Origin of the sequence: Streptomyces sp. NRRL S-378 (genome assembly GCF_000720645.1) — a bacterium.
GTDB lineage: Bacteria > Actinomycetota > Actinomycetes > Streptomycetales > Streptomycetaceae > Streptomyces.
Map to the genome: position 1 here is coordinate 250,513 of NZ_JOBX01000001.1, position 12,147 is coordinate 262,659.

Here is a 12,147-nt window from a genome sequence, read left to right on the forward strand (position 1 = left end):
CGGGGGCGCGGTACGTCAGGCGGAGCGGCGGCGCGAGGCGACACCGAAGGCGACACCGCCGAGTCCGACGACGATGCCGGCGATGCCGAGAGCGCGCGCGGTGGTGTCGGAGCCGTGGCCGGCGGAGGCCTCGTCGTGGCCGTGCCCGGCGTCCTTGCCGCCGTCCTTCTCGGTGTTCTTCGCTTCGTCGGTCTTGCCGCCGGCGTGGTGGTCGTCGCCCTTCGCTGCGGTCAGCTTCAGCACGGGGGCCGGCGTCTGCGGTTCCGCCGCGCCTTCCTTGGCCTCCTCGATCCAGCGCACGACCTCGTTGTTGTCGTAGGTCTGGATCGCCTTGAACACCATCTGGTCGGCGTTCTCGGGGAGCTTGCCGACGGAGACCGGGAACTGCTGGAACATGCCCGGTCCGATCTTTCCGCCGGACCAGGTCACCTTGGTGACGACCTCGTTGACCTGCCTTCCGTGCACGGTCAGCGGCTTGTCGAGCTTCGTCTTCTCGACGTTCACGGTCCAGCCGGGAACGTCCTGCGGCATCACGGAGGTGAGCGGCTGGTCAACCGGGAAGTTGACCTCGAGCTGCGTGGTCGAGGCGTTGTCGCGCTCGTTGGGGACCTTGAAGTTGAGCGTCGCGTACCCGCCCTTGGCGGCTTCGCCGACCGGCTGCACACCGACGTGCGAGAAGGCGGTGCCGGACAGGACGAGGACGGAGCCGGCGGCGAGGGCAGCGGCGAAGGAGACGCGCGAGGTCTTCATGGCAGAAACACTCCACGGAAGCAGTGGTGGCGGTGGCTCCGCGCACGGGCGCGCGCGGAGTACGCGGCACCGGTGCTCCCGCTGTGTCCCGGGGAGGAGGGCGCCGCGTCAGGCTGCGAGGGCGAACACCGCAGGCGGCCCGCGGCGGATCACCGTGTGCTGGAGTGCTTCCCGGCCCGTGCAGGCCGCTGGGTCGGTTCCGGTCCTGCGCCCGGCCCGCGGGGTGCGGGCGGGCCCGCCGAGTCCGGCGCCGAGGGCGCGTACGAAGGCCAGGGCGGCGCGCAGCGGACGCATCGGGACGGCCTCGGCGGTGAGCCGGGACAGTTCGACGAGCCGGAAGAGCGCAGCGTCCCCACGGCCGAGCAGCCAGCCGGCGACGAGCGCGGCCAGCAGGTGCCCGAGCAGCATGGCCGGGCTGAACAGGCCGGTCTCGGGCGCGGTGGTGACGGCCTGGGCGACGTGCGCGCCATGCCCTTGTTCCGCGGCCTGCTCGGCCAGGGCGGCCGGGTCCAGGCCGGCGGCCTCCAGGATCCTGCGGGCGTCGGCCGGGCTCAGCGGTACGGAGTTGCCCCCGCACACCAGCCGCGCTGCGAGTTCCGCGAGCGAGCCGTCGGAGGCACCGCCGGGTGCCTGGGCGGCCGCGGTGCTGTGCTGGCCGATGCCGAACAGCGCGTGCAGCGCGAGCTGTCCCGCGGCGAGCCCGGCGGCCAGGCCGGGCAGCGTCCGGCGGCGTCCCGCGAGCGGCGCCGCGATCGCGAAGACGGCGAGGAAGCCGATGCACAGGGACCACCAGGGCACGCTGGCGCAGGAGGCCAGCGCGTGCCCGGCCGCGGACAGCACGACACAGACCGCGGTGAACACCGCGGCCCGGATCAGCCGGAGGCCGGCTCCGGCGTGCGTCGCGTGGGGGTCAGACATGGCCGGGTCATCATCGCACTGCGCTGATGTCCTCCATACGGCAGGTCCGGAAGGTCCGCATGAGTCCACTCTGCGAAGGGCGGAGGCGGCGTCGGCCGGTGCGCCCCGCCGCCGTACGGTGCGGACAGCGCGACCTCATACACGGCTCTCCGGGAGAGCCGCATCCGCCGGACGGGCGCATTGCCCTCCCGGACGGCCGAAGGGCGCTTACGGCCCCTCACGGGCGGCAATACGTATCCGTATGAGCATCTGGTGGTCTCTCCACTTGAGGCGCGAAGCCGCGAGCGTGTCGCTCGCCAGGCGACTGCTGCTGGGGACGATGGAGACCGCGGGGGTGGACCCGGACATCTCCTTCGATCTCTCGGTGGCGCTGAGCGAGGCCTGCGCGAACGCGGTGGAGCACGGCGGGGGCGCGGACGTCCCGGACGAGACCGAGGCGTACCACGTCACGGCCTATCTGGACGGGGACTGCTGCCGTATCGAGGTGACCGATTCCGGTCCGGGGTTCCCGCCCGCCACGGTGGCCCGTCGCAGACCCGCCCTGGCCGAGGACGGCCGGGGCCTGCACCTGATCGCCGAGCTCTCCGACCACGTCCGCTTCCGCAACGGGCCGGGCCGGGGAGCCGTGGTGAGCTTCGACAAGATGCTGAAGTGGCGCGACGACGCGCTGCTGAGGGTGTCGTAGTACGGCGACGGGCGGGACCCCGTTCGGGATCCCGCCCGCCGACGCCTTGCGGTGCGGACGCCGGTCCTGGGACGTCGGCCGTGCGGCCGTCGGCCGCGTGACCGCCGGTCCTCCTGACGTCAGCCCTTCAGGCGCGCCATCCAGGCCTCGACGTCGGTCGAGGCGCGGGGCAGGCCGGCCGACAGGTTCCGGTTGCCGTCCTCGGTGACGAGGATGTCGTCCTCGATCCGGACGCCGATGCCGCGGTACTCCTCGGGCACGGTCAGGTCGTCGGCCTGGAAGTAGAGCCCCGGCTCGACGGTGAGGCACATGCCCGGCTCCAGCGTCCCGTCGACGTACGCCTCGGTGCGCGCCGCGGCGCAGTCGTGGACGTCCATGCCGAGCATGTGGCCGGTGCCGTGCAGGGTCCAGCGGCGCTGCAGGCCGAGCTCCAGGACACGCTCGACCGGACCCTCCAGCAGACCCCACTCGACGAGCTTCTCGGCGAGCACGTGCTGGGAGGCGTCGTGGAAGTCGCGGAACTTCGCACCCGGCTTCACCGCGGCGATGCCGGCTTCCTGGGACTCGTAGACCGCGTCGTAGATCTTGCGCTGGATGTCGGTGTACGTGCCGTTGATCGGCAGCGTGCGCGTGACGTCGGCGGTGTAGAGGGAGTGGGTCTCCACACCGGCGTCGAGCAGCAGCAGATCACCGGAGCGGACGTCCCCGTCGTTGCGCACCCAGTGCAGGGTGCACGCGTGCGAGCCGGCGGCGCAGATCGAGCCGTAGCCGACGTCGTTGCCCTCGACGCGGGCGCGCAGGAAGAAGGTGCCCTCGATGTAGCGCTCGGACGTCGCCTCGGCCTTGTCGAGGACCTTCACGACGTCCTCGAAACCGCGGACGGTGGAGTCGACGGCCTTCTGCAGCTCGCCGATTTCGAACTCGTCCTTCACGGCACGCGCCTCGGAGAGGTAGACGCGCAGCTCCTCGTCGCGCTCCTTGGTCACCTTGTCGGTGAGGGCGGACTCGATCACCGCGTCGTGGCCGCGCACGGCGCGGACCGGGCCCTCGGCCTCGGTGAGGGCCTCGGCGAGCTCGCGCACGTCCTGGGCGGGGATGCCCAGGAGCTGCTCGGCCTCGGCGAGGGAGTGGCGGCGGCCGACCCACAGCTCGCCCTGGCCGGACAGCCAGAACTCGCCGTTCTCGCGGTCGGAGCGCGGCAGCAGGTAGATGGTCGCGGTGTGCCCGGTCTCGCCGGTCGGTTCCAGGACCAGGACGCCGTTCTCGGTCTGGTCGCCGGTGAGGTACGCGTACTCGGTCGAGGCGCGGAAGGGGTACTCGGTGTCGTTCGAGCGGGTCTTCAGCCGGCCCGCGGGGATCACCAGGCGGTCACCGGGGAAGCGCTCGGACAGCGCGGCACGCCGGGCGGCGGTGTGCGCGGCCTGCGCGATCGGCTCCAGGCCGTGGAGCTCGGTGTCCGCCCAGCCGGTGCGCATGTTCTCGGCGAGTTCGTCGCTGACGCCCGGGTACAGACCGTTCTTGCGCTGCTTGTGCGTCTTCTTGGGCTGCTCTTCTTCCGGGGTCTCCGGGGTGAGCTCGTCAGCCACGTCTTCTCCTCAGCTACGACGGTACGGACCTGGGTGTGGACCTCATCCATCGTATGCGTGTACGGGGAAGGCGTGGTCCGGATCGTGCGGGTTGTCACGGTCCGGGGCCCACGGCGGATCACTCGAAGCGGGCGGCGAGCAGCACGATGTCCTCGGGGGCGTCGGCCGGCCGCCCGTCGGGCAGCACGGTCCGCAGGATGTGGTCGCACAGGGCCGCCGGGTCCTCCCGGGCGGCGCGGGGGACCCCTGCGGCGGCAGCGTGCAGCCGCGCGTACGCCCGGTCCATCGGGTCGCCGGTGTGGCGCAGCAGCCCGTCCGTGTAGAGCAGCACCGTTTCTCCGGGTGCGGGTTCGATCTCCATGCTCGGCGCTTCCCAGCAGGACAGCATGCCCAGGGGAGCGGAGAGGGAGGTCTCCACGTACTCGGTGCGGTGCTCGCCGATGAGCAGCGGCGGGGTGTGTCCGGCCCCGGCCAGGATCATCTTGCTTCGACCGTCGTCCTGAGGGCCGCCGGCGGGCTCGCAGTAGGCGAAGAGCGCGGTGGCGCAGCGGGCGGGTTCGGTCAGCCGCAGCAGCAGTTCCAGGTCGGACAGGACCGCCACGGGGTCCTCGCCCTCCATGACGGCGTAGGCGCGCAGTGACGCGCGCAGCCGCCCCATGGCGGCGACGGCGCTCGGGCCGGATCCGGTGACGGAGCCCACGGCCAGTCCCAGGGCGCCCTCGGGCAGCGGCAGTGCGTCGTACCAGTCGCCTCCCCCGTGCGGTCCCGTGTGGTGGCGGGCAGCGAGCTGCACGCCGGGGATCCGGGGGAGCCGGCTGGGCAGCAGTTCCTCCGCGACGGTGGCCAGGCGCGTGCGGGATCGTTCCACCTCCAGCATCCGGGCCAGGTGCTCGGCGGCGTGCCGCACGTACAGCCCGGCCAGGTCGCGCTGGCGGTCGTTCGGCTCGGCCTGCTCGTCGTAGAGCCATACGGCCGCACCGAGCCGGCCGGTGGCCTCGGCGGTCAGTGGGAGCGCGTAGCTGGCGGCGTAGCCGAGCCGGGCGGCGACCTCGCGGTGGCGGGGGTCCACGGGGGCGGCGAACCCGCCGGTGCCGGGCGGTGCGTCCGGCTCGGGGAGGACTTCGGAGCCGCCCTTGGCGTCGGGCAGTCCGTCGAGGATCCGCCCGTAGGAGGTCGCACTGCGCGGCACGGTCTCGATGTGGCCCAGTTCGGCGTGGCCGAGACCGAGGCCGATGGTGGCGGTGGGACCGAGTCCGTCGGAGGGCTCCAGGACGATCAGCCCGCGGCGGGCACCGACGAGTGTGGCTCCGGCGCGCAGGAACTCGTGGAGGGAGGTGTCCAGATCGTCGGCGCGGGCCAGGCGCTCGGTCAGCTCGTGCAGGGTGGTGAGGTCCGAGACCATGCCCGCCAGCCGGTCCTGGATGAGGCTGCCCGGTGCGGGCGGCGGGGCCGGTGCGGGGGTGGTCCGGACGGGCGCGGGCGCAGCAGTGTGCGGCGACGACGGAACTGCTGGATCGATTCCAGCCACTTTCGGCAGGTGCGGGGCGCTCATGGCGTCCGCCTTTCCACCTGGTGCGATTCGCCAAATAGCATCGCAAACCCCCAGACCGTGCTGCGCCGCCATCAAGGAATCCACATCTACACGCACACATGGATGCATGTCCAGCATTGCCCAGGTGGGAATCCTGGTGTCCGTGGGGCGGCAACTCACTGTCGGGTCAAGGCTAGAACTTGGCCGGAAAAAGCGGGAAGCGGTCGGTTTTTGAGGTCGACTGGACGAGCTCCGCAGGGGGGTCGGGTACGTACTCGGTGTTGGCCGAGGACAGTTGGCGTACCGGGAACCGCTCGGTCGCGGGTGGTCGTCGTTAGCGACGACAGCCGGTCTCGGCAGTCGGCGCGGGTCGCGCTCCATCCCCGCCGGACGTTTGATGGACCCGTAAGAAAACTGCACGAACCGTGTGAACCTGCCTCCGGCGGACAGTGGCGGACAGTGACGCGAAACCTGCACGTGTGGTGAGTCACCGGTTACATGGTGTGATGTGGCCCTCGACGTTCAACGGAAAGGAACGAGCGCTCATGCGCGAGATCCTCGGAAGGCGTCTCCAGCGGCTCCGCGATCGCTTTCAGTCCCTGCGCCCCGACCGGGGACGCAGCGGCGGCACTTCCGCTCTCCTCGAAGCGGCGCTCACCTGCGCCACTACGTGGCGGTGGCCCGTCCTGCCCGGCGTCGGCCGGTCCGGTACGGACGGTACGCGTTGTGCCTGCCCCGACCCCGACTGTGTCGTTCCCGGCGCCCATCCCTTCGATCCGGGTCTGCTCGCCGCCTCCACCGACCCCCGGATGGTGGCCTGGTGGTGGACCAACCGGCCCACCGCGCCCGTCCTGATGGCGACCGGCGGAACCGCCCCCTGCGCGGTGAGTCTCCCGGCCGGCGCGGCCGCGCGGGCCCTCGTACGACTGGACGCGCAGGGCATGCGGCTCGGCCCGGTCGTCGCCACCCCCACCCGGTGGGCGCTGCTCGTGGCGCCGTATTCGCTGGAGCGGCTCGGGGAACTCCTCTACGCGAAGGACCACGTGCCTTCCTCGCTGCGGTTCCACGGTGAGGGCGGCTACCTGTTGCTGCCGCCGTCCGCCGCGTCCAGCGGCGGCCGGGTGCGCTGGGAGCGCGAACCGCGTGCGCTGCCGCCGTCGCAGTGTCCGGCGGATCCGAACTCCCCCGGGGTGCGGCCCTCGCAGGCCTCGGGGACGAGGCTATGGCTGCCCGATGTCGAGGCGGTCGTGGACGCGCTGGTCGAGGCGAGCAGCGGCGCCCCGGGTGGCGGCAGCCGACTCGCGTACTGATCTGCCGGGTTCCGCGGGATCACTCGTACGGGTGCCAGCAGGACGAGTTTCCAAGGGAATTGGGCGCGGGGATCTCCGCGCCCCTTTCCCGCATCGCTATCTTCGGCGAATGAATCTCCGCCTGATCGGTATCGGCGCCGGTGTGCTGATCATCTTGTCGCTCCCGCTCGCCGGCGCGATCGCCGGGCCTGATTTCGCCGGTCAGGACGACGGAAAGGGCGGTGGCCTGTTCCGGACCCTCGGCCTTTCGCACCCTGCCCGTACCTCTCCCGCGCCGGCCGGGCGCCCGGCGGCACCGGCCGGGACCGAGCGGACCGGCCCGGCGGAGCAGCCCCGTACGGATTCCCGCTGCGGCCCCGAACTGTCCTCGCCCCACGGAGTGGAGGCGCAGACGTGCGTGCTGGTGGCCGAAGGCCGGACGTGGGGCAGGAGTTACTACCGGAACACGAGTGGTCGGGCTCTGGATGCCGTGCTGACGATGATGGGCCCGGCCGGGCGCACGGTGCAGATCCGCTGTTCGGTCGGTGTCGGTGACGAACCCGGACTCTGCGAGACGCCGAAGGAGGACTCGGCCGGAGAGCCGGAGAGTTACTCCGCAGTTGCGGAGTTTGCAGTTCCGGATGATGAAGGGCAGCTGCTCTTGCGGTCCGGGAGCAACTCACCGGCACCGGGCGACGGTTGAGTACCGCCTGAAATGGAAGGGCCCGGTCGCTGGCGACGGGGGATGCACCAGCGACCGGGCTACAAGAACGGTAACAAGAGATCGCCTGTTCGCAAATTCGATCTCTGATATTCAGACACCGATTTGCAGACGATTAGCGGGAGTTGTGACTCCGGTCACCGGTCCCGCGCGTGCGCGCGACGTCAGCTGAGGGTTACCTGGCGGTTGGTGAGACCGCCGCGCGCCCGGCGCTCCTCCGTGGACAGCGGAGCATCCGTGGCCAGCGCCTTGGCCAGCCGCTCAGCGAACTCCGCCGCCGGCTTCTCGACGTCGTCGGCGGTCACTCCGGTCGGCAGGTCCCAGACCGGGACCATCAGCCCGTGGGCGCGGAAGGAGCCGACGAGCTTCGTGCCCTCGCCGAGCGACGAGGTGCCGGCCGCGTGCAGTCGCGCCAGGGCGTCGAGCAGCTTCTCCTCGGGGTGCGGCATGACCCAGCGCAGGTGGTTCTTGTCCGGGGTCTCGCACCAGTAGGCGGCGTCGACGCCGGTCAGCTTCACGGTCGGGATGGCGGCGGCGTTGGCGCGCTCCAGCGAGGCGGCGATCTCCGGGGACGCGCTCTGGCCGCTCTCGGATTCCGGAATCCAGAATTCGAAGCCGCTGTGCACAACCGGCTCGAAACCGCCGTCGGTGTCCAGGAGATCCTGAAGTCGGGGGCCCTCGGCCGGGACCCGGCGGGCAGCGACCGGAGTTCCCGGCTCCGCCACGAGTGCGCGCTCCAGGGTGTCGGCCATGTCGCGGCTCAGGTCCCCGGTGGAGGTCTCGTTCTGCAGGCCGAGCAGCACGGACCCGTCCTCGCGGCGCAGCGCCGGCCACGCCATGGGCAGTACGGTCACCAGCGTGACGGAGGGGACGCCCTCGGGCAGGCCGCCCTTCAGCGACAGCGGGATGGTCGCCGCGGGCACGAGCTCGCGCAGCGCGACCCAGTCGCACTCGCCCGGCAGGCCCTCGAAGGGGCGCCGCACCTGGCCGGTGACCGCGTGCGCGGCGGCTGCGCCGTGACACGCCTTGTAGCGGCGCCCGGATCCGCAGGGGCAGGGCTCGCGCGCGCCGACAACGGGGATCTCACCGTTGTTGAGCTGCGGCTTTGCAGACTTGGCTGCGGGGCGCTTCTTGGCCATCGTGCGTGTCTCCCGGTTGCGGCGGTACGGCGTCGTGTCTGGGCGCGAGCCTAGCCGTTCGTACCGCCGGAACCGGTGGAGTGCGGCCGGGAGCACGGTCGGCGTGCGCTCCCGGACGGCCGCCTGTACGGATGACCGGTACTGCTGTGCTGACGATGAGCTGTTGTGCGGTCAGGGATCCCGCTTCCGGAGGGTCCTGGCTCGCGGATCCACGCGTTCAGACATCGAGATCGTCGAACGCCGTGCTGAAGTCGATCGCCGGGGGCGCAACGCGCGTAGCGAAATCCTCGTGCCGGGGCCCACAGGCGACGACCACCCAGACGGTGACCTCACCCGCCGCACCGTCCCGGACACCCCAGTCCTGGGCGAGGGCACTGATGATGTTCAGCCCCCGGCCGCCGCGTGCGGTGACCGAGGGCGTGGAAGGAACGGGCCGGGTGGGCCCACCCCCGTCCGTGACCTCGACCGTCAGCCGCCCCGCTCTGTCGACGCGCCACGCGGCGCGTATCTCCCCGTCCCCGACCTCCCGTGCACCCAGGGGCCTGCCGTGTCGACAGGCGTTGCTGAGCAGTTCGGAAAGGATCAGTACGGCATCGTCCACGACCGATTCGGCCACCCCGCTGATACGCAATTGCTCGCGCATCCGGTGTCTGGCCTCGCCCACGCCCGCAGGACCATGGCGTACGTCCATGCACGACGACGTGGGCACTTCTTGTGCCACCACCAACGCCACCCCCGGAACCTCCTTAGCCCCACGCATGGTCTGGATGCCCCTTTGGCCTGGACCGGAAACCGCCGGAGCAGGCCGCTCTGACGCATTCACGGCGGCCGAATGCGGAGCGGATGCGCCGGGGCACGCCCTGTGACGAAGGGGGTGGGGGTGGCAGGTGGGCAAATGGGGACTTCAGCGCCCCAGTTGGGACAGAACCTGACGGGGTCTGTTCGTGATGATCGCTTCCACGCCCAGATCAGCGCAGAGCTGAACGTCTTCTGGCTCGTTCACTGTCCATACGTGAACGGAATGGCCCGAGCCCTGGAGCTTGCGGATGAAGCCGGGGTGATTGCGGACGATCCGCATGCCGGGGCCGGCGATCGTCACACCGGCCGGGAGCCGCCCGTCGCGCATCCGGGGCGAGATGAACTGCATCAGGTACACGGTCGGGACCGTCGGCGCGGCGGCCCGTACCCGGTGCAGGGAACGCGCGGAGAAGCTCATGATCCGGACCGGGTGCGGGCCCTCGGCCGGCGGGGCGTCCAGCCCGAAGCGCTTGAGGAGGAAGAGGAGGCGCTCCTCCACCTGTCCGGCCCAGCGTGTCGGGTGCTTCGTCTCGATGGCGAGCTGGACCGGCCGTCCGGTGTCCGCGACCAGCTCCAGCAGGCGCTCCAGGGTGAGGACCGAGGTGCGCTCGGGGTCGGCGTCCCAGTCGGGGGACTCCTCGCGGTCCTTCCAGGAGCCGAAGTCGAGGGCGGCGAGATCGGCCAGCTCCAGTGCGGACACGGCGCCGCGGCCGTTCGAGGTGCGGTTCACCCGGCGGTCGTGGACCAGGACCAGATGTCCGTCCGCGGTGAGCCGGACATCACACTCGAGGGCGTCGGCGCCGTCCTCGATGGCCTTGCGGTAGGCGGCCAGCGTGTGCTCAGGGGCGTCCTCCGAGGCGCCGCGGTGGGCGACGACCTGGATGGTGCGCGGCATTGCGTGGGTCACCGGGTCATGGTGCCACCGACAGCCCCCTGGGCGTCGAGGTCCGGCCTTGCGAGTGCGTCCGAAATGTCGGACATAAAGAATGGGGAGAGATGCACAGGTCCGGCTTACAGTGCTCTGACGGGTCATGGGAAAGGCTTCTGCCCAGGAACTTGTACGGCACGTCGAACGTTCAGCCGGATCGATATCGCCAGATTTCTTCAGCTGTGTGTGACGAGGAGAGAGAGCTGTGAGCACCGAGAACGAGGGCACCGCGGCCCCCACACCCCCCGCGGCCCCGTCCGTAACCCCTGCTCAGGGCTCCGAGACGGCGCCGGCGGCCTCCGCGCCCGCTCCGCGGCCGGACCACGCCCCGCAGGACGCCGTTCCGGCCGCACCGCCGGTCCCGCCGACGGCGCCCGCCGCGCCTGCGGCACCCGCCGCCGGTGAGCAGGTGACCCAGCAGCTTCCGCCGACGCCCGCGCCGGGCACCGAGCCGACCCAGCAGATCCCGCCCGCGACCGCGGCGCAGGTCCCCGCCTACGGTCAGGCTCCCGGTCCTGCCGCGCACGGAGCCGAGGGCTGGCCGCCCCCGCCGCCCACCGTGCCGGCGTACGGTGCCGGCGGTGCGGGCGGCGGCCCCGTCTGGGGCGCTCCCCCGGCCGCCGACGGCTATCCCGCGCCCAAGCAGAAGGGCAAGGGCGGCATGATCGCGGCCGTGCTCGTGGCGGCCCTCCTCGCCGGCGGCATCGGCGGCAGCGTCGGCTACTGGGCCGCCGAGCGCAGCAACAACGGCACCGGCTCGACCACCATCAGCGCGGCCAACACCCCGAAGGACCTCAAGCGCGAGGCCGGCTCCATCGCCGGACTCGCCGCCGGCGCACTGCCCAGCGTGGTCACCATCGAGGCCTCGGCCGGCGACGGCGAGGGCGGCACCGGCACCGGGTTCGTCTACGACCAGCAGGGCCACATCCTCACCAACAACCACGTCGTGGCCTCCGCGGCGAACGGCGGCAAGCTGTTCGCGACCTTCTCCGACGGCAAGCGGTACGACGCCGAGGTCGTGGGCCGGGCCCAGGGCTACGACGTCGCCGTGCTCAAGCTGAAGAACCCGCCGGCCGGCCTCAAGCCGCTGGCGCTCGGAGACTCCGACAAGGTCGCCGTCGGCGACGCCACGATCGCGATCGGCGCCCCGTTCGGCCTGTCCAACACCGTCACCACCGGCATCGTCAGCGCCAAGAACCGTCCGGTCGCCTCCGGTGACGGCACCGGCAGCAAGAACTCGTACATGAGCGCCCTCCAGACGGACGCCTCGATCAACCCGGGCAACTCCGGCGGCCCGCTGCTCGACGGACGCGGCGCGGTCATCGGCATCAACTCCGCGATCCAGTCGGCGGGCAACGGCGGCTTCGGCGGCGGCCAGGCCGGCTCCATCGGCCTCGGCTTCGCCATCCCGATCAACCAGGCCAAGAACGTGGCCGAATCGCTGATCAAGACGGGCAAGCCGGTCTACCCGGTGATCTCGGTCTCCGTGGACCTCCAGGCCAAGACCGAGGGCGCCAAGATCTCCGAACAGGGCGCGGCCGCCAACGAGCTCGTCGACCCCAACGGTCCGGCCGGCAAGGCGGGCCTCAAGCCGGGCGACGTCATCACGGACTTCGGCGGCAAGCCGGTCGACAGCGGCCCGACCCTGATCAGCATGATCTGGACGTACAAGCCCGGCGACACGGTGAAGCTGACCTACCTGCGCGACGGCAAGCCGACCACCGTCGACATCACGCTCGGCTCCAGGGTCGGCGACAAGTAGGAGCAGCACCGGCCACGGCGGTGGCCCGGTGACGAGGGGC

General features: G+C 71.5%; 10 protein-coding genes and 1 pseudogene. 3 read left to right on the top strand and 8 right to left on the bottom strand.

Features of this window, described 5'->3' with window-relative positions:
• Positions 1-15: 15 nt before the first annotated feature.
• Entirely contained in the window at positions 16-750 is a 735-nt protein-coding gene (locus tag IH80_RS0101190; RefSeq protein ID WP_030956901.1) for a YcnI family protein, read from the bottom strand.
• Positions 751-858: 108 nt separating this feature from the next.
• On the bottom strand, positions 859-1,668 hold the full coding sequence (locus IH80_RS0101195; RefSeq protein WP_030956903.1) for a hypothetical protein: 810 nt from the start codon (positions 1,666-1,668) through the stop codon (positions 859-861).
• 241 nt (positions 1,669-1,909) lie between these two features.
• Between IH80_RS0101195 and IH80_RS0101200 the strand changes: the two genes are divergently transcribed.
• A complete protein-coding gene (locus IH80_RS0101200) occupies positions 1,910-2,353 on the top strand; it encodes an ATP-binding protein (protein ID WP_030956905.1) in 444 nt (147 codons plus the stop codon).
• Between the two features lie 119 nt (positions 2,354-2,472).
• On the opposite strand, the gene IH80_RS0101205 is transcribed toward IH80_RS0101200, so the two are convergent.
• Entirely contained in the window at positions 2,473-3,939 is a 1,467-nt protein-coding gene (locus IH80_RS0101205; protein ID WP_030956908.1) for an aminopeptidase P family protein, read from the bottom strand.
• Between the two features lie 118 nt (positions 3,940-4,057).
• Positions 4,058-5,608 (bottom strand): PP2C family protein-serine/threonine phosphatase, encoded by a 1,551-nt coding sequence (locus IH80_RS0101210; protein ID WP_078906253.1) that lies wholly within the window; start codon positions 5,606-5,608, stop codon positions 4,058-4,060.
• A gap of 407 nt (positions 5,609-6,015) precedes the next feature.
• On the opposite strand from IH80_RS0101210, the gene IH80_RS0101215 reads away from it, so the two are divergent.
• The gene (locus IH80_RS0101215; RefSeq protein ID WP_030956911.1) at positions 6,016-6,780 is read left to right on the top strand and encodes a bifunctional DNA primase/polymerase; all 765 of its coding nucleotides are present in this window, start codon (positions 6,016-6,018) and stop codon (positions 6,778-6,780) included.
• A 19-nt stretch (positions 6,781-6,799) separates the two neighbouring features.
• Here IH80_RS0101215 and IH80_RS44500 read toward each other — a convergent pair whose 3' ends face one another.
• The 4 genes and pseudogenes from IH80_RS44500 to IH80_RS0101235 form a co-directional block, all read right to left on the bottom strand.
• Positions 6,800-7,033 (bottom strand): hypothetical protein, encoded by a 234-nt coding sequence (locus IH80_RS44500; RefSeq protein WP_158943236.1) that lies wholly within the window; start codon positions 7,031-7,033, stop codon positions 6,800-6,802.
• 611 nt (positions 7,034-7,644) lie between these two features.
• Positions 7,645-8,619 (bottom strand): DUF5926 family protein, encoded by a 975-nt coding sequence (locus IH80_RS0101225; RefSeq protein WP_030956913.1) that lies wholly within the window; start codon positions 8,617-8,619, stop codon positions 7,645-7,647.
• 217 nt (positions 8,620-8,836) lie between these two features.
• Positions 8,837-9,438 (bottom strand): annotated as a pseudogene (locus IH80_RS0101230) (ATP-binding protein).
• An 85-nt stretch (positions 9,439-9,523) separates the two neighbouring features.
• Entirely contained in the window at positions 9,524-10,312 is a 789-nt protein-coding gene (locus IH80_RS0101235; protein ID WP_199819196.1) for a glycerophosphodiester phosphodiesterase, read from the bottom strand.
• Between the two features lie 238 nt (positions 10,313-10,550).
• Between IH80_RS0101235 and IH80_RS0101240 the strand changes: the two genes are divergently transcribed.
• Positions 10,551-12,107 carry a S1C family serine protease gene (locus tag IH80_RS0101240; RefSeq protein ID WP_030956918.1) on the top strand — a complete coding sequence of 519 codons (1,557 nt, stop codon included), beginning with the start codon at positions 10,551-10,553 and terminating at the stop codon, positions 12,105-12,107.
• The last annotated feature ends 40 nt before the right edge of the window (positions 12,108-12,147 follow it).